At 70.7% G+C, this 26,534-nt stretch carries 19 protein-coding genes and 1 tRNA gene; 10 read left to right on the top strand and 10 right to left on the bottom strand.

The features are described from left to right. Window positions 1-21: 21 nt before the first annotated feature. The 8 genes from HDA32_RS25395 to HDA32_RS25360 form a co-directional block, all read right to left on the bottom strand. Window positions 22-1,107 carry a C40 family peptidase gene (locus HDA32_RS25395; protein ID WP_246334485.1) on the bottom strand — a complete coding sequence of 362 codons (1,086 nt, stop codon included), beginning with the start codon at window positions 1,105-1,107 and terminating at the stop codon, window positions 22-24. Further along, window positions 1,100-1,972 (bottom strand): replication-relaxation family protein, encoded by an 873-nt coding sequence (locus HDA32_RS25390; RefSeq protein WP_179645565.1) that lies wholly within the window; start codon window positions 1,970-1,972, stop codon window positions 1,100-1,102. Before HDA32_RS25390 ends, HDA32_RS25395 begins: the two co-directional genes overlap by 8 nt. A gap of 18 nt (window positions 1,973-1,990) precedes the next feature. Next, entirely contained in the window at window positions 1,991-4,312 is a 2,322-nt protein-coding gene (locus tag HDA32_RS25385) for a DUF8128 domain-containing protein (protein WP_179645564.1), read from the bottom strand. Then, window positions 4,309-6,114, bottom strand: a complete 1,806-nt coding sequence (locus HDA32_RS25380) for a VirB4 family type IV secretion system protein (RefSeq protein WP_246334483.1) — start codon at window positions 6,112-6,114, stop codon at window positions 4,309-4,311. Before HDA32_RS25380 ends, HDA32_RS25385 begins: the two co-directional genes overlap by 4 nt. 2 nt (window positions 6,115-6,116) lie before the next feature. After that, window positions 6,117-7,046 (bottom strand): PrgI family protein, encoded by a 930-nt coding sequence (locus HDA32_RS25375; protein ID WP_179645563.1) that lies wholly within the window; start codon window positions 7,044-7,046, stop codon window positions 6,117-6,119. Then, entirely contained in the window at window positions 7,047-8,603 is a 1,557-nt protein-coding gene (locus HDA32_RS25370) for a TrbL/VirB6 family protein (protein ID WP_179645562.1), read from the bottom strand. It lies immediately after the preceding gene. A gap of 306 nt (window positions 8,604-8,909) precedes the next feature. Further along, entirely contained in the window at window positions 8,910-9,260 is a 351-nt protein-coding gene (locus tag HDA32_RS25365) for a pilin (RefSeq protein WP_246334481.1), read from the bottom strand. A gap of 183 nt (window positions 9,261-9,443) precedes the next feature. Continuing rightward, complete coding sequence (locus HDA32_RS25360; RefSeq protein WP_179645561.1) at window positions 9,444-10,157, bottom strand: hypothetical protein; 714 nt, start codon at window positions 10,155-10,157, stop codon at window positions 9,444-9,446. A 285-nt stretch (window positions 10,158-10,442) separates the two neighbouring features. On the opposite strand from HDA32_RS25360, the gene HDA32_RS25355 reads away from it, so the two are divergent. The 4 genes from HDA32_RS25355 to HDA32_RS25340 all read left to right on the top strand — a co-directional run bounded on the left by HDA32_RS25355 (window position 10,443) and on the right by HDA32_RS25340 (window position 15,307). Continuing rightward, entirely contained in the window at window positions 10,443-11,318 is an 876-nt protein-coding gene (locus HDA32_RS25355; RefSeq protein ID WP_179645560.1) for a hypothetical protein, read from the top strand. Continuing rightward, complete coding sequence (locus HDA32_RS25350; RefSeq protein WP_179645559.1) at window positions 11,315-12,256, top strand: DNA-methyltransferase; 942 nt, start codon at window positions 11,315-11,317, stop codon at window positions 12,254-12,256. Before HDA32_RS25355 ends, HDA32_RS25350 begins: the two co-directional genes overlap by 4 nt. Continuing rightward, window positions 12,253-13,323: a DNA-methyltransferase gene (locus HDA32_RS31915; RefSeq protein ID WP_179645558.1), complete on the top strand. Its 1,071-nt coding sequence runs from the start codon at window positions 12,253-12,255 to the stop codon at window positions 13,321-13,323. Before HDA32_RS25350 ends, HDA32_RS31915 begins: the two co-directional genes overlap by 4 nt. A 250-nt stretch (window positions 13,324-13,573) precedes the next feature. Next, window positions 13,574-15,307 carry a recombinase family protein gene (locus tag HDA32_RS25340; RefSeq protein WP_179645557.1) on the top strand — a complete coding sequence of 578 codons (1,734 nt, stop codon included), beginning with the start codon at window positions 13,574-13,576 and terminating at the stop codon, window positions 15,305-15,307. On the opposite strand, the gene HDA32_RS25335 is transcribed toward HDA32_RS25340, so the two are convergent. After that, window positions 15,289-15,373: transfer RNA gene (locus HDA32_RS25335), tRNA-Leu, on the bottom strand. The two genes, HDA32_RS25340 and HDA32_RS25335, sit on opposite strands and share 19 nt — an antisense overlap. Window positions 15,374-15,502: 129 nt before the next feature. On the opposite strand from HDA32_RS25335, the gene HDA32_RS25330 reads away from it, so the two are divergent. The 4 genes from HDA32_RS25330 (at window position 15,503) to HDA32_RS25315 (ending at window position 20,534) form a co-directional block, all read left to right on the top strand. After that, window positions 15,503-16,825 carry a M20/M25/M40 family metallo-hydrolase gene (locus HDA32_RS25330; protein ID WP_179645556.1) on the top strand — a complete coding sequence of 441 codons (1,323 nt, stop codon included), beginning with the start codon at window positions 15,503-15,505 and terminating at the stop codon, window positions 16,823-16,825. A gap of 279 nt (window positions 16,826-17,104) precedes the next feature. Then, window positions 17,105-18,145, top strand: a complete 1,041-nt coding sequence (locus HDA32_RS25325) for a hypothetical protein (RefSeq protein ID WP_179645555.1) — start codon at window positions 17,105-17,107, stop codon at window positions 18,143-18,145. A 188-nt stretch (window positions 18,146-18,333) separates the two neighbouring features. Beyond that, window positions 18,334-19,203, top strand: a complete 870-nt coding sequence (locus tag HDA32_RS25320; RefSeq protein ID WP_179645554.1) for a chaplin family protein — start codon at window positions 18,334-18,336, stop codon at window positions 19,201-19,203. A gap of 320 nt (window positions 19,204-19,523) precedes the next feature. Continuing rightward, window positions 19,524-20,534 carry a chaplin family protein gene (locus HDA32_RS25315; RefSeq protein ID WP_179645553.1) on the top strand — a complete coding sequence of 337 codons (1,011 nt, stop codon included), beginning with the start codon at window positions 19,524-19,526 and terminating at the stop codon, window positions 20,532-20,534. 375 nt (window positions 20,535-20,909) lie between these two features. Here the strand turns inward: HDA32_RS25315 and HDA32_RS25310 are convergent, their stop codons facing one another. Further along, window positions 20,910-21,095 carry a DUF5703 family protein gene (locus HDA32_RS25310; RefSeq protein ID WP_179645552.1) on the bottom strand — a complete coding sequence of 62 codons (186 nt, stop codon included), beginning with the start codon at window positions 21,093-21,095 and terminating at the stop codon, window positions 20,910-20,912. A 234-nt stretch (window positions 21,096-21,329) separates the two neighbouring features. Here HDA32_RS25310 and topA point away from each other — a divergent pair, with 234 nt between their 5' ends. Both topA and tmk read left to right on the top strand, forming a co-directional pair. Beyond that, complete coding sequence (gene topA, locus HDA32_RS25305; protein WP_179645551.1) at window positions 21,330-24,059, top strand: type I DNA topoisomerase; 2,730 nt, start codon at window positions 21,330-21,332, stop codon at window positions 24,057-24,059. A gap of 281 nt (window positions 24,060-24,340) precedes the next feature. After that, window positions 24,341-26,398, top strand: a complete 2,058-nt coding sequence (gene tmk / locus HDA32_RS25300; protein ID WP_179645550.1) for a dTMP kinase — start codon at window positions 24,341-24,343, stop codon at window positions 26,396-26,398. Window positions 26,399-26,534 lie beyond the last annotated feature (136 nt).

Here is a 26,534-nt window from a genome sequence, read left to right as displayed (position 1 = left end):
GGTCCCCGAAGTAATGTCTCGTCATCTGATGTCCCTCACTGATGTGCCTAGTCTGACTGCTCCCATGAACCGTGGGGAGTAGAGCTCGCTCTCGATCGACTCGGTACGGACATCGCTGCCGGTGGAGGGGGCGTTGATCATCTGTCCGTCGCCGATGTACATGGTGACGTGGCTGGGGGCGGGGCCGGGGGCGCCCAGGTCGGTGGTGTCGTAGAAGAGCAGGTCTCCGGGTTGGAGTTGGTCGAGGCTGACGCGTTGGCCGGCGTGGTACTGGTCGGTGGTGACGCGGGGGATGCCCACGCCGGCGGCCTGCCAGGCCTTCATGGTGAGCCCGGAGCAGTCGAAGCCCGCCGGTCCGACGCCGCCCCAGATGTAGGGTTTGCCGACCTGGCGCAGCGCCCATTCCACCGCTTTACGGCCTTGTCGGCTGCCCGTTCCGTCGTCGGTGAGGGGTGGCAGCGCGTCGAAGGTGTCGATGGCGTCCAGGACGTCGGCGACGTAGGTGCGGGAGTGGTTGTAGCGGAACAGGGTGTCGGAGAGCTGGGCGCGGTCGGTGAAGTCGACGCCGCCCTCGCCTGCACTCAGGCACAGTTCCCTCGCGCTGGCCAGGGCGGAGTCGTAGGCGTTGTGCGGGTTCTTTTCGCCGTCGCCGTTGCCGTCGGCGCCGTAGGTGTCCCAGCCCGAGGGCAGGTGCTGGTTGGGCCCGACGGCGCGGTCGTATTCGGTGTCGCCGTCGTAGCGGCCGTTGTCGGTGTCGTAGTGGGGGGTGAGGTTGCCGCCGTTGCCGGTGCCGTCCAGGCGGGGTCCGATCATCGGCGGTGAGACGTCGCCGTTGGGTGCGATGTCGTGGCCGGCGAGCAGGCTGGATTCGATCTTGCCGATGCCGGCCAGGATCTGCCAGCGCATCCCGGTGCACTGGGGCTCCATGCCTTCCAGCGCTTGGGCGGCGCGGACGTAGGCGTCGAGCAGCGTGTCGGGGATGCCGTCGACGTGGGCGGGCGCGGCCTGGGTGTCGTGGTCGTCGAGGACGGTGGTGACGGCGGAGAAGGCGAGGCCGATCAGAACGAGGGGGACGGTGAGGCCGGCCAGGCAGCCGGGGCTAGCCAACGTCGGCCTCCGGCCATCCGGGCGGGAACGCCTGCTCTGCCCTGCTGTCGTTCAGGTCGATCAGTCGGCGCGGTGTGGAGGAGCCCAGGGGCGTCCACACCTTGTGGGCGGGGTGGGTGCCGTGGATCGCGGTGGCGGTGGGCACGGGTGGGCGGGGGATGCGGTGGTGCAGGTTGTCCGCGCGTTTGGCCGAGGGCAGCCGGAACAGCACGATGCCGCGGTTGCCGGTGAGCCGGGCGAGTTCGTGGTAGGCGTCGAGCTTGGCCTCCAGGCGGCGCAGCGGCTCGGTGCCGGTGTCGTATTCCAGGAAGAAGTCGATGGCTTTATTGGCGTCGGTCCAGCGTCCGGCGGCGTCGGGGCGGACGATGTCGCCGAACTGGTGCTCGCAGTCGCGGGCGGTGCGCCAGGCCAGGCGGGTGCTGTGGGTGCGGGTGTGGGCCGTCAGGTCGACGAAGAACTCGTTGACGCCCAGGGTGTGGGTGAGGGATGAGCGGTAGGCGAGGGTGAGGACGCGGTCGCGCCGGTAGCCGAACTCGCGTGCGGTCTGGCCGTGTTCGGCGGCGAGGATCTCGGCGCCGGGGGCGTCGAGGACGTAGTGCCAGGGCGCGGTGCCCACCGGGGTCCAGGGGCGGAAGCGGTCCAGCGCGCGCAACGCGTAGAGGACGGGCAGGCGTTTCTTGGCGGTGTTGTAGGAGCCGAACTCCAGGCGGGCGAGCTGGTCGGTGGTGAAGACCCGGTGGTCGTGGACCAGGCGCATGATGCGCAGGTCGCGCGGGGTGAGGCGGGCGATGAGCCGGTGGATGGCCTCGGGCGTGGTGCGGGGGCGGACGGGGCCGCGATGGTCGGGTCGGGTGGGTGCGCGCATGAGCCGGTGTCCTTCCTTCTATGGAGCGGGCTGGGTGTGGGCTCGGGCGGTCTTGCGTACGGCGGTGGCGCGTCCCTTGGCCGGTGGCGGGAGGGGGCGGGTGCGCAGCGTGAAGGAGGGAGACAGCGCCCCGCCGGAGACCAGGCGGGCGGCGGCCTGGTAGGCGGCCAGGTGGGACAGGTCGTGCTCGGCGAGGTTGGGCCGCACATGGCGGGCGAGACTGCGGGCGTCTTCGGGGCTCACGTCGAAGAAGACCTTGCTTCGGGCGTTGGCGGAGACGGCTTCGCGTAGGTCGCGGGGGAGTTGGGAGAGGTCCTGGTGGGCCAGCACCAGGCCTGCGCGGTAGGCGCGGGCTTCGGCGAGCATGTCGTCGATGCCGTAGGGCAGGGTGAGGAAGTTCTGGCACTCGTCCAGGTAGATGCCGATGTCGCGGCGCTCGGATTCGGCCTGGCGGGCGCGGGAGAGCACCGCGTTCCACACCTGGGCCAGCAGCAGCGAGCCGAGCAGGGATGAGGTGTCCTCGCCGAGTACGCCCTTGGGCAGGCGGGCGATGATGACGGCGCCGTCGTCGAGCAGGGCGCGCAGGTCGAGTCCGCGGTCGGTGGTGGCGAGCAGGTCGCGGGCGAAGCCGCGTAGCAGCACGCTGCGGAGCTTGTTCATCAGCGGGGCGGTGGCGTGGGCGCGGGCGGGCTCGGACAGGTCGTCGAACCAGCCCCAGAAGCCCTTCAGCACGGGGTCGTCGAGACTGGCGGTGGCGCGGCGCCGGAAGGAGGCGTTCTCCAGCAGGCGGGGGATGTTGGCCAGGCCGGCGTGGCCGGTTCCGGCGAGGGTGAGGCAGGCCGAGCGCAGGATGTCCTCGGTGCGCGGCCCCCAGGAGTCGGCGAAGATCCGGCGGAAGATCCCGGTGACCATGTCGGCGGAGCGCTCGCGCTCCCCGCGGCCGGCGGCGAGCACGTTGAGCGCGGGCGGGGGCGCGTTGTCGTCGGGATCGATCAGCACCATCTGGTCGGCCGCCTCCTTGGGGACGCGGGAGAGCAGGTGGTCGGATTCGCCCTTGGGCTCGATGAAGACCAGGCCGCGGCCCTTGGCGACGTCGTCGAGGATCATGTTGAGCAGGAAGGTGGTCTTGCCGGTCCCGGTGCCGCCGATGACGTGCATGTGGTGGCGCGCGTCGGCCACCCGCAGCCCGATCGGGCGGGCCCCGGCCGCGTCGGCGAGGCCGAGCAGCCGGGTGCCGGGGTCGTCGGCGGCGATGCCGGGCGGGGGCGGGGTGGGCCGGGCCGGAGCGCGCTCCAGGCCGGGCACGGTCTCGTCGACGGGCAGATGCGCCACAGCGGCGAGTTCTTTGGCTGAGAGCAGGTCGCCGTGGCCGAGCCAGCGGGCGTGGGCCAGCCGGTCGGCGAGCAATGGCACCCACCGGCGGCGGTAGTGGTTGAAGCCGGTGAACACCGCGAACGCCGCGGCGACGGCGTGGGCGCGGCCCCGGCGCCGCTCCCGCCCCTCGGCGCCCTCAGCGGGGTGGGTGATGAGGTAGCGGACGCAGGTCTCCAACCTGGGCGCGGTCGACTTGGCCAGGATGGCACGGATCTCGCCGGAGACCTCGGGGCGCAGGGCCATCAGTGAAGCGCTGCGCCGACTGCCACCGGGGGTCAGGGCGTCGAACACCCCGGCGCCTGCGCTGTGCGCCTGCCTGAGTTGGGCGGCGGCGCGGTTGGCGCGGCGCAGCCGCCGCCCGGTCACCGGACGCACCGCCACCTGCACCAGCACCTGCTCAGCGGGGGCGGGGGCGCCGGCCGCGCCGATCAGCGAACGGATCGGGTCGTCCTCATGCTGGGCGGCGATGGGGTAATGGTCCGGGCGGGCCAGCCGCAGGTGCCCGCCGTGGGTGCGCACGGTGGCGCGGGGCGGGACGGGCCGGGCGGTGGCCGCGGCGCCGGGCCAGGCCGCCTCGACGGCGCGCTCGACCAGGCCGGGCGGGGTGGGGCCGGGGACCCACAGCCGCACATGGAGCCCGTGGGCGTCCATGACGTACTCCCACACCACGTGCGGCTGCCCCGACAGCAGGCGTTTCCAGGCGGGCCGCAGCAGCCCGAGCATCTGCGTCCACAGGGCCTCGGCGCCGGACAGGTCGCTGTCAGGGGGCGGCAGGATCTCCACCAGTCGCGCCTGGCGTGCCCATGCGCGGTGCCGCAGCCAACCGGCGACCATCCGGAGCGCCAGGAGGACGGCGACGGTGACCAGGGTGGTCAGTAGCAGCGTCCAGCCGTGGACGGTGATGAGGCTGATGACGAGGTCGGCCAGAGCGGTGGGGAACTCGTCAAGGTCGGTCAGCAGGTTCACAGCAGGTCGTCCTCCTCATCGAGCCCGTCGACGTCCAGGGCGGCGTCGGCGGTCCCGTCGGGGCGATCGGGAAGATTGAGTTCGGCGGGGTTGGTGGTGACGAGCTGGTGCTCGTAGTCGCTGGCCACCACCTGGAAGGCGACCCGCCGGTCTCCGCTGCACAGCAGGGCATCGCCGGGGGAGGCGGTGAGCAGGTGCTGCCGCTCGCCGTCGGAGAGCCCGAAGGCGGCGGTGATCTGGTCGATGGCCTGCGGGGCTTGGCGCATCAGCACTTGGGTGGCGGAGTTGGCCACGACGGCCTTGCCCAGCTCGGAGCCGAGGACGTCGGCGGCGTCCTGGGTGGCGACCGTGAGCCCGACCCAGCGTTTGCGGGCGGCCTTGGCCAGCCGGAACAGGAACTTGGCGCCTTCGGGCTCGGCCATCAGCAGCCAGCCCTCGTCCACCAGGACCATGCGCGGGTGATCCGGTGTGGAGTCGGCGACGGTGCGCCAGATGGAGTCCAGCGCCATCAGTGTGCCGATGGCCTTGAGCTCCTCAGGCAGGTCCCGCAGACTCCAGGACACGAGATGACCCTGCGGGCGCCGGCTGGTCGGGGCGCGGAAGAGTTCGCGGTGGGAGCCGGTGGTGTAGGGGGCGAGCTGGACGGCGAGGTCCCGGGCGTGCTCGTCGGGTTCGCTCTGCAAGGTGGCGACCAGGTCGGCGAGCAGGGGCGCGGGCCGGTTCCAGGTGCGCTCGTCGGCGGTGATCCCGGCCTGGCGGTAGGTGGCGATCAGCGCTCGGTCGAAGGCGGCGCGCTGGTGGGGCGAGAGCGCGCCGCCGAGCATGACCGCCAGCAGGGTGTGCAGGAACAGCGCTCTGCGGGACAGGGCATCGCGTCTGGCTGATCGGTCCAGGGCCAGATCGAGGGGGTTGAGGTGCACGCCCGGCGCGCCGAGCCGGATCACGGTTGCGCCCACCGCATCGGCGAGCCGGGAGTACTCGTCTTCGGGGTCGATGACCGCGGCACTCACCCCGGCATACATCGACCGCAGTAGATCCAGCTTGCAGAAGTAGGACTTGCCAGCGCCGCTGCGCGCCAGGACGACGGTGTTGTAGGTGTCCAGGGCCCAGCGGTCCCAGACCACCACGCCGGAGGAGTCGGAGTTCAGACCGTAGAGCACGGCGGTGGGCGAGGCCTCCACGGCCAGGTCGGGGCTGGCGAAGGGGTAGGAGGCCGACAGGGCGGCGGTGTCCATGCTGCGGCGCTGCTCCACCAGGTCCACGCCCAGCGGCAGGCACGAGGTCCACCCGTGGAGCTGGCGGTAGGTCGCGGGCCGGGCGTCCAGCAGCATCGAGGAGGCCAGCGACTGGACGTGGCCGACCTCCTCCTCCAGCTCTTCCTCGGTCGTGGCGTGGACGGTGACGTACAGCCCGACGCGGAACAGCTTGCCCTCGCCGCGGGCCAGGGAGGAGGCCATGTCGCGGGCGTCTTCGGCGGCGCCCTCGGCCTCGAAGTCCTCCAGCTTGCCCTTCTCCGCGCCGGTGCGCGAGGAGGCCTCGAGCCGGGCCATCTGGCGGCGCAGCCTGTCGGCGGCCACGTTGGGCGGGACGGGCTCGACGTGCAGGGACACATCCAGACGGCCCGGATAGGTGAGCAGCGGTTCCAGCCAGCCGTAGCCGACCTCGGCGGGGTAGCCGACGACGACGAAGCTCGCCGCCGCTCCATCGCCGAGGCGGATGCGGCGGGGCGCGATGTCGACCTCGGCCGCCACCGCATCCCCGCGGTTGGCCGATCGCTTTGTCCGGGATCTGAACAGCGCCATCCTCATGCCTCCCGCAGCGTTTCGGGGCCGGTAATCACCGCGTCCGGGGCAGCTAAGCCCTCCGGCGGCGCGGCACCCGCACGGGTGGGGTTGGTCGCCGAGGCGAGCACGGCGGCGGCCCGCGGCCCGTCGAGCACGGCCGCGCTGCTGCCGGCGGCGGCCAGCGCCCGGATCGCGTCATCGGCACGCCGCTTCACGGTTGCCGCGGCATGCCGCCCCTGCCCGGAGGGTTCGCGCAGCACCAGCAGCACATGCCGGTAGAGCAGGTCACGGGTCTCGGCCAACCCGGTGAGGAAGTCGGCGTGATCGGTTGCGGCACTCTGCAGTGCCGGATGCGGCAGGGCCGGTGCCGCCCGGTCCAGGGCGGCGATCAGCGGATCCAGCCGCACCGACTCCGCCCGCACGAGCACCTGGATCGGGGTGGACAGCGAGTTGAGGTAGCCGGCGAACCCGGTCACCAGGGCGGCCTGCTCATCAGGGGTTCGCAGCCCGAAGTTCACCGTCGAGCACGACAGAATCACCGCGGCGCCGTGGGAGCCCAGGTCGATCACGCCGTCGTCGCCGATCGCCTCCAGCGGCAGATCCAGCGGGGCGGGCAGCGGTTCGGGCTCGGCGCCGATCCAGGACGGGAGCTCGAGCGGGGCGGGAATGCCGGTGACGCGGCGCTTGGGAAAGCGGTGGAAACGCAGCGCCGCCAGCAGGAATTGATCCAGGCCGAGGCCGTCGCGGCGCACCAGTGCCGCGGCCACCGCTATCCCCATGGTCGGCACCGTGATCGCCGCCAGCACCGGGAGAGGGAGGACGTCCTGCAGCCCGCTCACGGCGGCCCAGACCGCGATGGCCGGGGCGCCGATGATCAGGAGCTGGCGGGCGGTCAGCCCGGCGAGGATCTTGTCTTCGCGTTCCACATCGGCGGGCATCCGCACACGCATTCACGACCTCCTTCGGCGATCGGGGCGCTGGTAGTGGCGCGGTTTGGGCCGGATCGGCCGCTTCTGCAGCGCAGGCGCAGCAGAAGGCGGTGTGCGCGGCGGCGCCATGGGTCTCGTCGGCGGAGTCGGCACGTTCTTCGATGTCGAGGGCGGGTGCAGGCGGTAGGCCGGACGCATCGAGCGGTGGCGTCGAGGATCCGGGGGCGGGGTCTGCGGCGGCGGATCGGGGCGGTGCTGGGAGTAGCCGCCGGGGAAGTGCCGCCCGCCCGACCGCGCCTGTCGAGCATTGAATGCACCGGAGCCGAAACCGCGGCCGGACTTCGGCTGGGACCGTGCCCCGGACCCCGACGTCCCGGACCGCGCAGACCCCGATGCCGAAGCCCGGGAACCGGAAGACCACCGCTCGGAAGAACGCTGCGATGAGGATCCGGGGGAACCCTGCGCGGGCCCGGACAGACCACGCGCGGGGCCACCGGAGATCCCGCCGCCCGGCGCCGGCCTTGGGGGCGACCCGGGAGCGAAGCCGGGAGAGGCCCAATAGCGGTTACCGCGCCCCCAGCGGCGATGACCCGCACCGCCGGAGGGCGGACCCCACGGGCGGCCTCCTCCAGGACCGCCGCCCCCGCGTCCTCCGGGGCGGATACCGCCTGCTCCACCGGATCGGGCTGCGGCGCGCCCGGCCATGGCGCGGCCGATGTTGCGCAGCACCAGGACGCTCAACGCGAACTTCGCGGCCTTGAGCACGGGGGAGGTCTGGTAGTTGAACACCCGCTTGAACGCCCAGAACGGGATTCGGACCAGGATGTACATGCAGCAGATCAGCACCCCGACATCGGCCAGTGACCCGGCCAGGCCTTCGGGGTCGATGAAGTCCATGTCCTCGCGGGACAGGAAGATCGTCATCGCGATCCGCAAGGTCAGCGCCTGGGTGACCTGCACGAGCAGCAGCGCGCCCATCGCGCGCCACCACAGCCGGGCCAGTCCGTCGGTCTGGGGCAGGGCGTGGCAGGCCAGCGCCAGCGGCGCGGCCGCGGTCAGCAGGATCCACAGCATGATGCGGATCAGCAGCGCGAAGAAAAAGAACAGCTGGAGCAGGCCGGCCACCGCGAACAGCAGCAGCACGATCAGCAGCTCACCGACCGGATCCTCCAGGATCCGCCCGATCGTCTCGGCCACGTTGTCCGGGGTCGCGGTGCCGCTGAGCAGGCGCAGCGAGACCGCGTTGCCGATGTCGGCGAGCAGTTCGCACAGGAACCAGGAGGCGTTGGCGCCGACGAAGCCCAGCACCAGCCGCGGTGCGAGCTCCTTGACGCCCGCGGAGGTCTGCACCGTCTGATAGGCCGTCATCAGCACTCCGGCTGCGGTGACCACCAGCACGTAGACGGTGTTGGTCACGGCCAGCGACGTCGACCACGCCTGCTCGATCCCGGGCGGCGGCGGGGGAGTGGTGACCATCCCCGTCGCCGCGACCATCAGGTTGGCGTCGACGAACTCGGCGATCACCCCGACCAGCCAGCCGTTGAACGCCTGGGAGACCTTGCAGGCGTAGTCGAACATCCCGCACTCCCGGCCCTCGGGCTCGGGCGCCTCCTGCTCCCCGCCATCGTCCTCGGGCGGCGGGCCGGGCTCGGGACCCGGTGAGGGCGAAGGCTCAGGGCCGGGCTCGGGTTGGGAAGGCTCTTCCTCCGGCGGCGGCTCGGGCGGGGCTCCGGGGGATGGCTGCGGCGGCTCCGCATCGGCCGGGGCGGCGGCAACCGGGGCAGAGACGGCGGTTGCCGCCTCGATTCCGGCAACGGCCGATGCCACAAGGAGCAGTGCCGCTGCGCCGACGGCGATGCCGGATCGGGCTCGGGCGGTCATGGCCTACTCCAGCCCGATGAAGCCGCGCAGGATCTCCACCAGCAGCGGCGCCAGCAGCGCCACCCCGTAACCCAGCGCGGAGTACTTCAGGGTGTCCTTGGCCTTGTTGACCTCGCCGGGATCTCCGCCGGCCAGCAGGTAGCGCAGGCCCCCGATGGTCAGCAGCAGCGTGGCCAGCGCCACCAGCAGGCCCACCACCCAGTTGCGGATGTTGTCGATGACCTCACCCAGATCGGAGACCCCGGGCTGCTCGGCTTCGGCGGCCAGCACCGGCGCGCCATCACCGAAGACGGCAACGCCGACCACAGCGGTGAGGACGATGAATACGGGAATCTGCTTTTTCGGGACCGGCATAGCCGTCACCTCAAAAATGGAGCACGGATCAGTCGGTGAAGGGGCGGGTGCGCCGATCTCTCCTTTTCTGTCTCGCCTCTACTCTTCAAAGGACGTTCCTCGGCCGTGCCCCGCCCCTTCCAGATGAGAGCTGTTAAGTGCTCTCACTCATAGATGCAGAATTGGAGGGCCGTCTGCGCTCACCTACGCGGCGGCTTTTTCTCCGGCCACCGCGCGCACGAGCCGGGCTTGGGCGTCTCGGCGGTGGCGGCGCGCGGTGATGTAGGACAGGCCCAGTTCCTGGGCGACCCGGTTGAGCGGCCGGCCCTCCAGGTAGGTCCGCGCGATCAGCTCGGCCTCCAGCGCACTGACCACCCCGCCCTTGATGGCCTCGGCCAGCACCGTCACCGGGCCGCGCGCCGAGGCCGCCACCGCCTCGGTGGCCGTGGGCTCACGGTGGCGCTCCCGGCGTCGGGAACGGTCCAGCGCGTAGCGGTAGCGCATGCCCGCCTTGCGCGCGGCATAAAGCAGCCGGCCGCACACCGCCGCGGGCTCCAGGGCCATGGCCCGCATCTGCGCCACCAGCGCGGTCAGCATCTCGGCTTCCAGGTCGGCCACCTCATCGCCCAGGCCGTGGCGCAGCGGTCTGCGCGCGCCGTACAGGCCGGGCAGCGCCAGCCCGGCGGCGACCACCGTCCAGGCGGCATCGCCTCCGCGCATCCGGGTGATCATGCGCCGCCACACCTCGTCAGCGGTCTCAGACGAGGCATGAGGCAGCCAGCGCCCCAACTCGGCGGCGCCGACGGTCTGCTGCGGAGCCCCGGGCACGTCGGCGACATCGAGCACCGGATCGCCGGGTTCGCGGGCCAGCAGTTCAAACGAGCGGCGCAGTACGGAAAACGGAGTGGAACACGGCATCGGTGAACTCCCTCGCTTGTCGGGAGCCTCCATGAAGCCATGGCGCATTACGCAGAAAACGCGCACGATATTCGCCGATGGATCTGCGAGAACAGTGCGCAGATCATGCGTGAGTAGAAATCCGTCGGTGCAGGGAAGGCGAAGCGAAGACGGCGGTTAGCGCGGGCGTGTGCGCATGCGGTGCGTACGCACGGCGGAATCCGATGCCGAAAAGGTGAGCGCAGACGGCACTCTTGTTCTGCATATACAGATAGGACGTTTCCCGGCCGCCGCCGACACCTGCGCATGAGCCCAGACCGACTCCGCCCGCATCGCGGGCAGCCCCGCCTGCGGCTGCTCCACCTCGACGCCGGCATCGGCTCCAGCGCACTGCTGCTGCTGGCCGCCCAAGGCGCCATCCCCGGCTTCGACTACGCCGTCTTTCCCGACCCCGGCTGGTACCCGGCCGCGGTCTATACCCACGTACGCCGACTGAAGCGCATCGCCGCCGACGCCGGAATCCGCCTCATCCACACCCCCGCAGGCCACCCCACTGCGGCACACCACTGCCGCGCACCGGCGTTGCCGCTGCACAGCCGAGACGCCGATGGAACCCTCGCCCGCCTGCCCAACGGATGCGCGCGCTCCCGGCCCCGCGCCGTCGAGAGCGAAGCCGAACGGCTGCTCGGCAACCTCGCCGCCGATGCAACGCCGGAGGGCGCCGATGCCGAGTGCGCGGTCGGGCTCGGCGTCGACCACGCCGCCCACGCCACACGGTCCGAGGCGGAGCGTCTGCGTTTCACCTATCCGCTGCTCGACATCGGCTGGACCCGCCGGGACTGCCGCGCCTTCCTCTTCCTGCGCGGCCTCGCCGATGTCTTCGACCCGCTGTGCATCGCCTGCCCCAACCGCTCGGACTCCTCCTGGGCCGAGTTGAAGGCGACCGACCCTGCCGCATGGGAGCAGGCCGTGGCCGTCGACGCCGCGATCCGGCACGGGTATGCCGCCGCGGCAGCACGCGGCATGCCGTCCGGCAGCACCTACTACCTCCACCACGACCGGGTCCCGCTGGCCGAGGCCGACCTGGACGCCGACACCGGACCCGACCCCGACCAGGGCTCCCCGTGGGCATGCCGCGACGACCAGGCCGACAACGGCACGCGAGGCGGTGACGCCACATGATCGCCCCGGCTTACGACGACGGTCGGGTCCGGCTCTACTACGGCGACGCCCGCACCGTCCTGACCGAATTCCCCGATGCCTCGATCGACTGTGTGGTCACCTCACCGCCGTACTGGCGCAAACGCGATTACGGCGTCGAGGGCCAGTATGGGCTGGAGGAGACCTTCAACGGCTACGTCGACACCCTGCGCTCGGTGTTCGCCGAGATCCACCGGGTGCTGACCGACCGGGGAACGCTGTGGCTGAACCTGGGTGACTCCCACATCGCCGCCGCACCCGGTCCGCGTACCAACCCCGGCGCTCTCGACGGCACTCCGAACTCCCGTACCGTGCCGCGTGGATTCGGCGAGAAACGCGGGCTCACCCCGAAAAACCTGGTGGGCATCCCCTGGCGGGTGGCGTTCGCGCTTCAGGGCGACGGCTGGATCCTGCGATCGGCGATCGTGTGGCACAAGCCCAACGCCATGCCCGAATCGGTGACCGATCGGCCCGCCACCCGATACGAACTGCTGTTCCTACTGGTCAAACAGCGCTCATACTTCTTCGACCTCGACCCGATCCGTCAACCTCATCAAGGCCCGCGCAAACGAGGCTCCAACCGCTACACCGCCTACGAAACCGGGGACGCGGTCGGCTCCCGACACACCCTCGACCCGGGGCAGAGCCACCACGCCCAGGGACGCAATCCCGGCGACGTCTGGACCCTCGGCACCCGCCCGAGCCGGCACGGCCATCACGCCGGTTTCCCCATCGACATCCCCCAGCGCTGCATCGCCGCCGGATGCCCGCCGAGCGGCACCGTGCTGGACCCGTTCTCCGGCAGCGGCACCACCCTGGTCGCCGCGCGCAACCTCGGTCGGCATGGAATCGGCATCGATCTCCAGCCCGCCTACCACGCCATCGCCGTCGACCGACTGGCCGAGGAGGTGGAGGCGTGACGATCCCCTACCACGAGGACGAGGCCACCCGCATCTTCGTCGGCGACGCCCACGACGTGCTTTCCGGCATGCCCGACGCCTCGGTGGACTGCGTGGTCACCTCACCCCCGTACTGGGGGCTACGCGACTACGGACACCCCGACCAGTACGGCGCCGAGGACAGTCCAGAGGACTACATCCACACCCTGTGCACGACCTTCGATCAGGTCCATCGCGTGCTCGCCGACGACGGAACCCTGTGGATCAACATCGGCGATCGCTACGCCGCCAACTCCGATGGCTGCCGACGCGGCCAGGGCTTCCACGACCGGCAACCCTTCACCCGGCCGGCCTCGGACTTGGCGCCCAAGAACCTGCTCGGGTTGCCGTGGCGGCTGGCGTTCGCACTGCAAACGCACGACTGGGTCCTGCGCAACGCCGTCATCTGGCACAAGCCCAACGCCATGCCCGAATCGGTGACCGACCGGCTCTCCTGCCGGTACGAGCACATATTCCTCTTCGTCAAGCAGAGGAGGTACCACTTCGACCTCGACCCGATCCGCCGCCCCTACACCGACGACCGGACACTGCCGCGCCGCAGCCGTACCGGCGGCACCCGGCGCAACTCGATCACCACCACCTGGCCGCCCATCGGCGGAACCCGGGGTACCCAGGGCTGTACCGGTCCCAGCGCCCGACGCCGCTCGGGTACCGACGGCAAGTACGCCGACGCTGATCCGGCATTCCGCGGCAAGGCCCACGGCACGCAGATGCAACCAACCGGGACCCGGCATGCCGCGGCACACCCCAACGGCCGTAACCCCGGTGACGTCTGGACCATCCCCACCCGCCCCTACCGCCAAGCCCACTTCGCAGTTTTCCCCATCGACATCCCGCTGCGCGCCATCGCAGCCGGATGCCGCGAAGGCGGCACCGTGCTCGACCCCTTCGCCGGAGCCGGCACCACCCTGCTCGCCGCCCACCAGCTTGACCGTCACGCCGTCGGCATCGACGTCAACCCGGCATACGCCGAACTCGCTCTCACCCGGCTGCGCCGAGCCCATGGCGCGAAAGGCGGTAAGAGGTGACCGAACGGATAGAAAGGGCCTCCCGACAGCCCAAACGGATCGGAAAACCCGACGAGACCGCATACCCTGCAGGGCCCGGCAGGGACCACGATGCCGATCAGGAGAAAGTCCGCGTCGTGGTCCCTGACGAGCCGCCCCCGCTGACTCCGGAGGCGGCTCGAGCGTTGCTGCGGATCATTCGCAAGGCGTATGCACAGCGATCCGCACCAGAACAGCACACACCTCACTCGATCGAAGATGGAGATGACTGATGACCCGAAGCCCCGGTCACACCATCAGAGGTCCGAAGAAAGATCCTGTGGATTTCGCGTTCTTGGGGCGGGTGTCAACCGAAGACCAGCAGGATCCGGAGTCCTCACGCCACTGGCAGCACATGCGTGCTGAAACGCTGATCGCGCCCAAGGACGGGCGGATCGTGGCGGAGTTCTTCGACATCGACCACTCGCGCTCGGTGCCTCCGCAGCGGCGCCCGGAGGCCGGTCGGCTGCTGGGACTGCTGTCGGATCCGAATCGCGGGTTTGACGCTGTGGTGGTGGGCGAGCCGCAGCGTGCGTTCTACGGCAACCAGTTCGCGATGACCTTTCCGATGTTCGAGCACTACGGCGTCCAATTGTGGGTGCCCGAGATCGGTGGGGCGATCGATCCCGCCAACGAGGCCCACGAGCTGATCATGTCGATGTACGGCGGGATCTCCAAGGGCGAGCGCACCCGGATCAAGACCCGGGTGCGCACCGCCATGGCCGCCATGGCGAAACTGGAAGGTCGCTTCCTCGGTGGGCGCCCGCCCTATGGCTACATGCTCGCCGACGCCGGCCCGCACCCCAACCCGTCCAAGGCCGCTGACGGCAAGCGGCTGCACCGGCTGGTGCCCGATCCGCAGACCGAATGGGTCGTTCGCCGCATCTCCGCCGAGTTCCTGTCCGGGCTGGGCATCTTCGCCATCGCCGAAGGGCTGACCCGCGACGGTATCCCCTCGCCCTCGGCCTATGACCGTAAGCGCAACCGGCACCGCAGCGGGATCGCTTGGGCCAAGGGAGCGGTGCGTGCGATTCTGATGAATCCCCGCTACACCGGCCACCAGGTGTGGGCCAAGCAGCGCAAGGACGAAGTGCTGCTCGATGTCAACGACATCCAGCTCGGCCACCAGACCAAGCTGCGCTGGAACAGCGATGACGAATGGGTGTGGTCGGACCGGTCCGTCCACCAGCCGCTGATCACCCGGGAAGAGTTCGACCAGGTTCAGACACTGCTGGACTCACGTGGGCGCACTCCGGGAGGGCAGTATGCGGTGCGGCGTACCCGTCATCCCTACCAGTTCCGGGGATCGGTCGAATGCTGCCTGTGCGACCGGCGGATGCAGGGCCAGTGGTCCAACGGTGAGCCCTACTACCGGTGCCGGTTTCCCGAGGAGTACGCGTTGGCCAACAAGACCCACCACCCCCGCAACGTGTTTCTGCGTGAACGCGACGTGGTGGCGCCCATCGACGCCTGGATCGCCGCGGAGTTCGCCCCAGGCAGGCTCTCAGCGACCCTCGATGAACTCGTCAACGCCCAAGCGGAGGAGGATTCCGGCCACATGCGGGAGATCACGCGGCTGCGGGAGACGATCGCCGAGTGCGATCGCAAGCTCGCCCAGCATCGTGCCGCGCTGGAGGCCGGCGCCGATGCGGCGCTGGTCACCGGGTGGATGAAGGAGACCCAAGCCCAGCGCTCCGGCGCCCAGATCAAACTGGACCAGGCTGATCGGCCCACTCGGCGGATGAGCAAGGACGAGATCATGACGATCGTTGACGCGCTCGGCAACCTTGCCGACGTCCTGCACCACGCTGACCCGGCAGACAAGGCCGAGGTCTACAAAGGCCTCGGCCTTCGGCTGCGCTATCAGCCGGTGGAAAGCACTGTGCGGGCCGAGATCAATCTCGACCCGCACCACACGATCAACCAATCCCATGGGGAAAGGGTTCGTGTCCGAGGGGGGACTTGAACCCCCATGCCCTTAACGGGCACTAGCACCTCAAGCTAGCGCGTCTACCTATTCCGCCACCCGGACAGGGTCGTCTGACGCCCTCGGCGTCGAACACGGTCAACGATAGCAAACGTCTGGGGTTGGCCGTACATCGTTTTGCGGGAGCCTGGACCATGGGGAGCAGGAACCGAGAGCGGAGAGGAAACGAGAGCCATGGCGGACGAGCACGAGGGGTTGAGCGCGGGTGAGGTCGAGGTCGTGGACCTGTGCCGGGAGCTCATCGGAATCGACACCTCCAACTACGGGGACCACTCCGGGCCGGGGGAGCGGGCCGCGGCCGAGTACGTGGCGGAGAAGCTGGACGAGGTCGGCGTGGAGTCGCGGATCTACGAATCGCACCCCGGGCGCAGCAGCGTGGTCGCGCGCATCGCCGGGGCCGACCCGAGCCGGCCGCCGCTGCTGATCCACGGGCACCTGGACGTCGTCCCCGCCGACGCCGCCGACTGGACCCGCCATCCCTTCGCCGGCGAGATCGCCGACGGGTGCGTGTGGGGGCGCGGCGCCATCGACATGAAGGACATGGACGCCATGGTCCTCGCCGTGCTGCGCCAGCGGCTGCGCGAGGGGCGCACCCCGCCGCGCGACATCGTGCTGGCGTTCCTCGCCGACGAGGAGGCCGGCGGGTCGTGGGGCGCGCAGTGGCTGGTGGACCGGCACCCCGACCTGTTCGCCGACTGCACCGAGGCGATCAGCGAGGTGGGCGGGTTCAGCTTCACCGTCGGCGAGGACCGCAGGATGTACCTCATCGAGACCGCGGAGAAGGGGATCGCGTGGATGCGGTTGACCGCCCGCGGGACCGCCGGCCACGGATCGATGGTCAACGACGACAACGCCATCACCGAACTGGCCGACGCCGTCGCCCGGCTGGGGCGGCACGAGTTCCCGCTCCGGCTCACCAAGACGGTCCGCGGCTTCCTCGAAGAGGTGTGCGAGGCGTTCGGGATCCCGTTCGACGAGGACGACGTCGAGGCGACCATCGCCCGGCTCGGCCCGATCGCGAGCATGATCGGCGCGACCCTGCGCAACTCCGTCAACCCGACCGTCCTCGGCGGCGGCTACAAGGCCAACGTCATCCCGGGCGCGGCGACGGCCCAGGTGGACGGGCGCTTCCTGCCCGGTATGGAGGAGGAGTTCTTCGCCGAGGTCGACCGGCTCATCGGGCCGAAGGTCACCCGTGAGTTCATCCACCACCTGCCGGCGGTCGAGACGGAGTTCGAGGGCGGGCTGGTCGACGCCATGGCCGAGTCGCTGCGCGCCGAGGACCCCGGGGCCAAGGCGGTCCCGTACTGCATGTCGGGCGGCACCGACGCCAAGAGCTTCCAGCGGCTCGGCATCAGGAACTACGGGTTCGCCCCGCTGAAGCTGCCGCCGGAGCTCAACTTCTCCGGGATGTTCCACGGGGTGGACGAGCGGGTCCCGGTGGACGGACTGCGGTTCGGCGTCCGGGTCCTGGACCGCTTCCTCGATCTGAGCTGACCGGCGGATTCCGCCCGGGTGAAACGGGAGGGCGGCGGCGAATTCGGGCGCAATGCTCGAATTCGGCACCCTTAACCGAATTCACGTCGCAATCGCGCGCAGCGCGGAATGAATTCCGGTGCGTTTCGGTATTCGGGTTGCGCGCATACCTCTCCGTAGTGCTACGGTTACTTTCAGTCGAGAGGCAATGGCTCTCCGTGATGATCCGCGCTTCTTCCTGCGCGGAAACCACACGGGAACCAGTAAGGGCCACGCACACGAGGGGTAGAGGGGTCGTCCATGGTGTTCACGAACCGGCAGCGGCGGGGTGCTCCCCTCCGCGCGGTTCGCCGCACCGCGACCCCCGCGCTCCGCCGCCTTCTGGCCGTGGGCGGCCTGGCCGCCGCGGGATGGCTGCTGGGCGGAGCCGGATCGGCCCTGGCCGACGAGCTCCCCTTCGAGTCCCCCGCCGCGGTGTCGCAGGTGCGCGACGCCGCCGAGGACGGGATCGGAGCCGCGCAGGAGAGGGACGGCGCGACCGACAGCGCCGACAGCGCCGACAACGCCGCCGGGGACGCACGCGCATCACTGCGGGCCCTCCCCGGCTCCGCGCTGCCGGACTCCGACGGATCCGACGCGACCCTGCGGCGCACGGCCGCGGGCGCGGTCCGGGAGACGGCGGGGGAGACCGGGGACGTCGTCTCCGGCACGGCCAGGACCGGCCGCGAGATCGGCTCCTACGTCGATCGCTCCCTCGGTACCGAGGACGCCACGCTGACCGAGAGCGTCTCGCAGCGGATCTCCCGGCCGACCGGGGAGCTCCGGGACGGCCTGAAGGAAGCGATCCGGGACGACTCCGGATCGGGTCCCCTGACCGGCCTGACGGAGACCGGCCTGGACGCCTTGGGCGGCGCCGACCCCGGCGACGGGACGCGGACCGGCGGTCCGGGTCCCGTCGGCTCCGATGACTCCGACGATGCGGCTCCGCGACGCGACGACGCGCCCCCGGAGTCCTCGGAGTCCGAGGACAGTGGCGAAGAGCCGGCCGAAGCCGGCACCGCTTCCCGGAGCCCCGCCGACGCCTACGGCGCGCTCTCCACTGAGCGCGCCGACGAGCCGGCCGACGACTCCGGATCCGGTGACGCCCCGTGGCGCGGCGGATCCGACTCCGCCGGCACCGTCTCCCCCTCCTCGTCGCCGGTCCCCGGCCCGGCGGCCGCGGGTTTCCTGGCGCACCGCGCCGATTCGCTGCACCTGCTGGTCAAGCGCGTCGCGCTGCCGGGCGACCCCACTCTCGTCGTGCGCGACGCCGCCGACGACCCCTCCTTCTCTCCTGACTAGTCCAGGTATCTCAGGCGGCCGGACCCCGCGCACCTGAGCCGTGCGGACGCGCCCGTCCAGGGCCCCGCTGACTTCCAGGCTCTCGCTCACCGCGGTTTTCGGCCCGCCCCGCGCCCGTCAGCGACCCCTTCGGGGCCCGGGCATGTCGATCCCGCACTCAGCAACCTTTCTTCAACAGGGGGACTCCCATGGCTGCGAAAACCTACAAAACGGCATTTGCCGCTCTTGTCGCCGCCGGCTTCTTCACCGCCTCACCGATGGCCTACGCCGACGTCACCACCAGCGGTGACGGTTCGGTGGGCAGCGGTAATCAGGTGGTGGCCGATGTCGATGTTCCGGTGAACGTCTGCGGCAATGCGGTGTCGGTGGTCGGGAATTCGGGCGCCTATTGCGAGGACAGCGGGGCCGCTGTCACGGACCCCGGTCTCGGTGTTTCCACCGGTGGTGACGGTTCGGTCGGTAGCGGTAATCAGGTGGTGGCCGATGTCGATGTTCCGGTGAACGTCTGCGGCAATGCGGTGTCGGTGGTCGGGAATTCGGGCGCCTATTGCGAGGACGGCGGGGCCGCTGTCACGGACCCCGGTCTCGGTGTTTCCACCGGTGGTGACGGTTCGGTCGGTAGCGGTAATCAGGTGGTGGCCGATGTCGATGTTCCGGTGAACGTCTGCGGCAATGCGGTGTCGGTGGTCGGGAATCCGGGCGCCTATTGCGAGGACAGCGGAGCGGTCGCCGATGAGCCGGAGAAGCCGGAGAAGCCGGATGAGGACGAGCCCGAGAACCCCGGTTACCCGGATTACCCCGAGGGGCCGGATGAGCCGGAGGGGCCCGGGGACGACGAGAAGCCGGAGGAGTCCGACGATGAGTTCGAAGGTCCCGGGGCCCCGGAAGCCGGGGACGACGACATGGCCGCCCCGACCGGTCCCTCCGCCCAGGAGCAGCAGCTTCCGGTGACCGGCTCCAACCTCATGGCACTGGTCGGCATGGCCGTCGCCGCCGTCAGCGCCGGCGCCGGCGTGCTCTTCCTGAGCCGCCGCCGGAGCTCGGTGCCGTCCGAATAGCGGATCGTGGCTCCCCGGTCGGCCGACCGGGGGCCGGCGTGAGTCCCGCGCCGCCGCATCGAACGCCGCGGGATTCACGCTGGTCACCGCCCCGCCAGGGCGGAGCTGGACAAACGGGTGTGCACCACGCCGTCCATCGCGTATCCACTCCACGTCAAGGCGCCGCACACCCACTTTCACCCGGTCATCCGGTCACCCCATGCCCGCCAGGCACGGCACACCGGAGGACCACGGACCGCGACAGCGCTCCAGCCAGGAACGACCGCGTTCGCCGACAACCGATTCCATTTCATTTCATCCGTTCGAAAGGAAGACCCCAAATGCGCAAGTGGGTTCGCACCTCGGCCAGGACCGCGCTCATCACGGCCGGCTTCATCGCCATGGGCACCGGCGTCTCCCTCGCCGACAGCCACCCCGTCACCTCCGGCGACGGCTCGGTCGGCAGCGGCAACCAGCTCGTCGCCAACGCCGACGTGCCGGTCAACGTCTGCGGCAACGCCGTGGCGGTCATCGGCAACGCGGGCGCCTTCTGCCAGGACGTCGGCGCGGTCGTCCACGACAGGGCCGGCGGCGACGACATCGAGACCTCGGGTGAGGGGTCGGTGCTGAGCGGCAACCAGGCCGTGGCCGACCTCGAGGTCCCGGTCAACGTCTGCGGCAACGCGGTGTCGGTCATCGGCAACGCGGGCGCCTTCTGCGAGGACGTCGGCGCGGCCGTCATCGACCAGAGCGGGCACAAGGGCCACAAGGGCCACCGCGACCACCAGCTCGCCCCCGCCGAGATCGAGGGCGCGACCGGGTCCTCCGAGAACGTCTCGCTGTCCCGGACCGCCGAGCTGGCCGGGAGCACCGAGCCGCTCCGCTCTGAGAGCCGCGACGCCATGGCGGGCCCGGCGCGGCACCAAAACGGCGGCGACATCGAGACCTCGGGCGAGGGGTCGGTCGGCAGCGGCAACCAGGCCGTGGTCGACGCCGAGGTCCCGGTCAACGTCTGCGGCAACGCGGTGTCGGTCGTCGGCAACGCGGGCGCCTTCTGCGAGGACGTCGGCGCGGCCGTCATCGACCAGAGCGGGCACAAGGGCCACAAGGGCCACCGCGACCACCAGCTCGCCCAGGCGCCCGAGACCGCTCAGTTGGGCGGCGACCTGACCGAGGCCCCCGTCGAGCTGCCGGTGAGCGCGCAGAACGCCGACACCGACGCGGTCGGCGCGGCGCGCGAGGCCATGCGGCAGGAGGCGCCCCAGGAGCTGTCCGGCATGCCGCAGCTCACCCTGCCCACCGACGGACTGCCCACCGACGGCCTGCTGGACGGCGTGCCGACGGGGCTGTAGCGAGGACCGGGGCCGTGACGGCCTCCTCCTAGGGCGCCCCGCCTCCTCCTAGGAGACCCGCGCGCCGCGTGGCCGGGTGGACTCCGGCCCGCGCGCCGCGCGGCCGGCGGACGTGCGGTCGTCGGCCCGGCCCTTCGCCGCCTTTTCGAACGCGGTGGATCGGTGGCGAAGAAGCGGGCGGTCCAACCCTCCCGTCCTTGTCCGACGCGGTGGACCGGCGGGAACGCGGACGTGACGACCGCGACGCGAGAAGACGTACGCGAACACGGCGGGTCCTCCTGGAATTTCCGGGAGGACCCGCCGCTTGTCTTTGAGGGGACCCGACCGCGGAGCGCTCCGCGGCCGGGAAGGGCTCCGCCCAAGCTGTGAGTGAATTCACATGGTACGAATTTGTCGGATGATCCTGCGACGCAGAACCACGCGTCGGCTGCCGTCGGGATACACGCGCACCCGTGCGAGCTCCCACCGGCCGTACTCGGCGCGCTCGGTCAGGGCCTGCCGCGCGGCGCTGCGCGAGCTGCCACGTGGAAAGCGGAGTTCCTGGTACTCATACTCAAGCATTGCACTTATTCTGCGACTGCCGATGGGTGTTGTGCCATAGCGTTCACTCACACGGGTGATCGCCGTATTGCCGTCAAGAGAGCATCTCTGGTCGCGCGGCCACCCCCGGCCGACCGGAGCGATCCGGGAAGCGAAGCCCGGGGCCTTCGGTTACCGTCAGTGGCTGGGGACCGAACAGCCCGCGTGCGAAAAGCGACCGCACAGACGACGCAAGGCTAGACGTAGGGGAAGAGCGTGCCACCCAAGAAGGGCAGCGCCGGCAGGAACGGCTCGAACGACACCGGAGGCGGCGGAGGCAGTCGCCTCGTCATCGTCGAGTCGCCCGCCAAGGCGAAGACGATCGCCGGCTATCTGGGCCGGGGCTACGTCGTGGAGTCCAGCATCGGCCACATCCGCGACCTTCCCACCAAGGCCGCGGAGATCCCGGCCCGCTACAAGGGCGAGCCGTGGGCGCGCCTGGGCGTGAACGTCGAGCACGAGTTCGAACCCATCTACGTCGTCAACTCCGACAAGAGGTCCCACGTCAAGAAGCTCAAGGACCTCATGTCCGAGGCCGACGAGCTCTACCTCGCCACCGATGAGGACCGCGAGGGCGAGGCCATCGCCTGGCACCTGCACGAGGAGCTCAAGCCGAAGATCCCGGTCAGGCGCATGGTGTTCAACGAGATCACCAAGGACGCGATCCGGCACGCGGCGGAGAACACCCGCGACCTCAACCTGCGCCTCGTCGACGCCCAGGAGACCCGCCGCATCCTCGACCGCCTCTACGGCTACGAGGTCTCCCCGGTGCTGTGGAAGAAGGTCATGCCGAAACTGTCGGCGGGCCGGGTCCAGTCGGTGGCCACGCGCCTGGTCGTGGAGCGCGAGCGCGAGCGCATCGCGTTCACCGCGGCCGAGTACTGGGACCTCAAGGCGGTCTTCGACGCCGTCGGCCACACCGCCGGCGACGACCCCTCCTCCTTCGCCGCGAGCCTGGTCTCCGTCGACGGCGCCAAGGTGGCCCAGGGCCGCGACTTCACCTCCGAGGGCCGGCTGCGCTCGGCCCAGGGCGTGCTGCACCTGGACGAGGACGCGGCCCGCGGGCTGGCCGAACGCCTCGTCGGCGCCGACTTCGCCGTGCGCTCGGTGGAGCGCAAGCCCTACAAGCGCGCGCCCTACGCGCCGTTCCGCACCACGACGCTGCAGCAGGAGGCCTCGCGCAAGCTCGGCCTGTCGGCCAAGCAGACCATGCAGGTCGCGCAGCGGCTCTACGAGAACGGCTTCATCACCTACATGCGCACCGACAGCATCACGCTGTCCGAGAGCGCCATCACCGCGGCCCGCGACCAGGCCACGCGGCTGTACGGCACCTCCTACGTCCCGGCCAAGCCGCGCGTCTACGCCAGCAAGGTCAAGAACGCCCAGGAGGCCCACGAGGCGATCCGCCCGGCCGGCGACTCCTTCCGCACCCCGGCCGAGACCGGCCTGACCGGTGCGGAGTTCCGGCTCTACGAGCTGATCTGGAAGCGCACCGTCGCGTCGCAGATGAAGGACGCCGTGGGCGAGTCGGTGACCGTGAAGGTGGCCGGCGTCTCCAGCACGGGCGAGCAGGTCGAGTTCACCGCCGGCGGCAAGATCATCACCTTCCACGGCTTCCTCAAGGCCTACGTGGAGGGCTCCGACGACCCCGAGGCCGAGCTCGACGACCGCGAGCGGCGGCTGCCGCCGGTCGACGAGGGCGACGCGCTCAAGGCCGAGAGCATCGAGGCCGAGGGGCACAGCACCCGCCCGCCGGCGCGCTACACCGAGGCCACGCTGGTCAAGGAGCTGGAGGACCGCGAGATCGGCCGCCCCTCCACCTACGCCTCGATCATCGGCACCATCCTGGACCGCGGCTACGTGTTCAAGAAGGGCTCGGCGCTGGTGCCGTCCTTCCTGGCGTTCGCCGTGGTGCAGCTCCTGGAGCGGCACTTCGGGAACCTGGTCGACTACGACTTCACCGCGCGCATGGAGGAGGTCCTCGACGACATCGCACGCGGCGACGCCGAGCGGGTGCCGTGGCTGCGCCGCTTCTACTTCGGCGGCAACGAGGAGACGGGCCTGAAGGAACTGGTCGGAGACCAGCTCGGCGACATCGACCCCAAGGAGGTCAGCTCCTTCCCGCTGCCCGGCACCGACATCATGCTGCGGGTCGGCCGCTACGGCCCCTACATGGAGCGCGAAGGCCAGCGGGTCAACGTGCCGGAGGACCTCGCGCCCGACGAGCTCACCAAGGAGCGGGCCGAGGAGCTCTTCGCCCAGCCCAGCGGCGACCGCGACCTCGGCGTCGACCCGGAGACGGGCCGCACCGTCATCGCCAAGACCGGCCGGTTCGGCCCCTTCGTGACCGAGGTCCTGGAGGAGCCCGAGGCCGACGGCGAGGCCAAGACCAAGGCCAAGTCGAAGAAGGCCGCGGCCAAGCCGCGCACCGCGTCGCTGCTGAAGTCGATGTCGCTGGACACGGTGACCCTGGAGGACGCGCTGCGGCTGCTGTCGCTGCCGCGCGTGGTCGGCGAGATCGACGGCGACCAGGTCACGGCGCAGAACGGCCGGTTCGGCCCGTACCTGAGGAAGGGCACCGACAGCCGTTCGCTGGAGACCGAGGAGCAGATGTTCACGGTCACCATCGAGGAGGCCGAGGAGCTCTTCGCCAAGCCCAAGCAGCGGGGCCGCCGGGCCGCCGCCGCGCCGCCGCTGCGCGAGCTGGGCAACGAGCCGGGGACCGACAAGCCCATGGTGATCAAGGACGGCCGGTTCGGCCCCTACGTCACCGACGGCGAGACCAACGCCTCCCTGCGCAAGGGCGACGAGGTGGAGTCGATCACCGTTGAGCGCGCCGCCGAGCTGCTCGCCGAGCGCCGGGCCAAGGCCCCGGCGAAGAAGGCCACCAAGAAGAGCACGGCCAAGAAGACCGCGACCAGGAAGTCCACGGCCAAGAAGAGCTGAGGCCGCGCACCCGGGCCGGTACCGCGCCCCGCACCGCCGATCCGGGCGCGCCTTCCTCATGTCAGGCGCACTTTCCGCACGTCAGGGGAGTCCGCCTTCGTCGTGTCGGGGGGCACGGCTGCGTCCGCCGGACAGCGCTCCGGCCCACTGTCTGTGGTATGGATCACGTTTACCGCTATGCTGGCGAATGCGCAGGAGAGCGATGTTGTGCACATACCGTGATCTATAGGAGTCCGTCCGAAAGCATGGTTAAGGGCCGAACCGTCGATACGCTTTCCGCCATGAGCAGATCTGGATCACTCGCGGCGCCGGGCGAGGCGCGTACCGTTCTGGCGATCAAGCCGTTCCGCCGGCTGTGGATCTCGCTGTCGCTGTCCAGCCTCGGCGACTGGCTCAGCCTGCTCGCCCTGATGTCGCTGGCCGCGATCCTCACCCAGGACAGCGGCGGCCTGGTGCAGTACTTCGCGGTCAGCGGCGTGGTGGTCCTCAAGCTGCTGCCGTCGCTGCTGCTCGGCCCGATCGCGGGTGCGGTGGCCGACCGCGTCGACCGCCGCCTCACCATGGTCGTCGGCGACGTCCTGCGCGGTCTGCTCTACGTCTCGATCCCCATCGTGGGCCGGCTCGACTGGCTGCTCATCGCCAACTTCCTGGCCGAGTGCATCGCGATGTTCTGGGCGCCCGCGAAGGACGCCACGGTGCCCAACCTGGTGCCGAAGAAGAAGCTGGAGCAGGCCAACCAGCTCGGCCTGCTCACCGCCTACGGGTCGGCCCCGGTCGCGGCCGGCCTGTTCGCGCTGCTGGCCGCGCTCAGCTCGGTGCTGGGCGGCCTGTTCCCGTCGATGCGGGTGCCGGAGGCCGACCTCGCGCTCTACATCAACGGCGTCACCTTCCTGGTCGCGGCGGTCGTCGTCTGGGGGCTGCCGATCCCCGATCAGCCGCGCGAGCGCATCTCCCGGCCGTCGATGCCGCGCGCGATCTGGGAGGGCTGGCGCTTCGCCGGAACGACCCCGCTCGTGCGCGGTCTGCTCCTCGGCATGCTCGGCGCGTTCGCGGCCGGCGGTGCGGTCATCGGCGTCGCCCGGCTGTTCGTGGAGACGCTGGGCGCCGGCAACGCCGGGTTCGGCGTGCTGTTCGGCGCGGTCTTCAGCGGCATGGCGATCGGCGTGTTCGCCGGGCCGCGGATCCTGCGCGACTTCAACCGCCGCCGGCTGTTCGGCCTGGGCATCGGGCTGGCCGGCGCCGCGCTGCTGTTCGTCGGCCTGATCCCCAACATGGTGCTGGCCGCCGTGCTGACCACGGTGATGGGCGTGGGCGCCGGCATCGCCTGGGTGATCGGCCTGACCGCGCTCGGCCGCGAGGTCGAGGACGACGTCCGGGGCCGCACGTTCGCGTTCCTGCACGCCTCGGCGCGACTCGTGCTCATGGGATCGGTCGCGGTCGCCCCGGTGCTCGCCGGGCTGATCGGCTCCTACCGGCTCCGGGTGGGCGACCTCACCTACGACTTCTCCGGCTCAGCGGGCGTCCTGCTCATCGCCGCGCTGCTGGCCGTGCTGGTCGCCTTCGTCTCCTACCGGCAGATGAACGACGAGCACGAGGTGTCGCTGTTCGCCGAGCTCATGGCGTCGATCCGCGGCGTGCCCCTGGCGCGCACGACCGAGGTCGAGAAGCCGGGCGGCACCTTCATCGTGCTGGAGGGCGGCGAGGGCGCCGGCAAGTCCACCCAGGTGCGCCAGCTCGCGATCTGGCTGCGGGAGGAGGGCTTCGACGTCGTGACCACGCGCGAGCCCGGCGCGACCAAGGTCGGCATGCGGCTGCGCGCGCTGCTGCTGGACAAGGAGAACACGGGCATGTCCCCGCGGACCGAGGCGCTGCTGTACGCCGCCGACCGCGCCGAGCACGTGAACGCGGTGATCCGCCCGGCGCTGGAGCGCGGCGCGATCGTCATCAGCGACCGCTACGTCGACTCCACGCTCGCCTACCAGGGCGCCGGCCGCGCGCTGGCCGAGTCCGACATCGCCGGGATCAACTCCTGGGCCACCAATGAGCTGGTTCCGGACCTGACGGTGCTGCTCGACCTGCCCGCCGACCAGGGCCTGGCCCGGCACGGCCGCCCGGCCGACCGCCTGGAGTCGGAGCCGGCCGAGTTCCACGCGCGGGTGCGCCAGAGCTTCCGCGACCTGGCCGACCGCGACCCCAACCGCTACCTGGTGCTGGACGCGCAGGAGTCGCAGGAGGAGGTCACCCGGGCGATCCAGCGCCGGATCCGCCCGATCCTGCCCGACCCGGTCCCCGGCGACGCCGAGGAGATCACCGGCATGCTGCCGGTGATCAAGGAGTAGCGGATTCCCCCGCGGCTGCCGCGACGCGGCCATTGAGGTTTTCGGAAGTCGCGGATGCGCCGACGGGACCGGTCGCGACCCGGCGACAAGGTCGCACAGTGGACCTTGGCCACCCGTTCGCCAGACCCAGGCCACG

Source organism: Spinactinospora alkalitolerans (assembly GCF_013408795.1).
Classification (GTDB): Bacteria; Actinomycetota; Actinomycetes; order Streptosporangiales; family Streptosporangiaceae; genus Spinactinospora; species Spinactinospora alkalitolerans.
The sequence above is the reverse complement of the archived record's forward strand: the minus strand, read 5'-3'. Positions and strand labels throughout refer to the sequence as shown.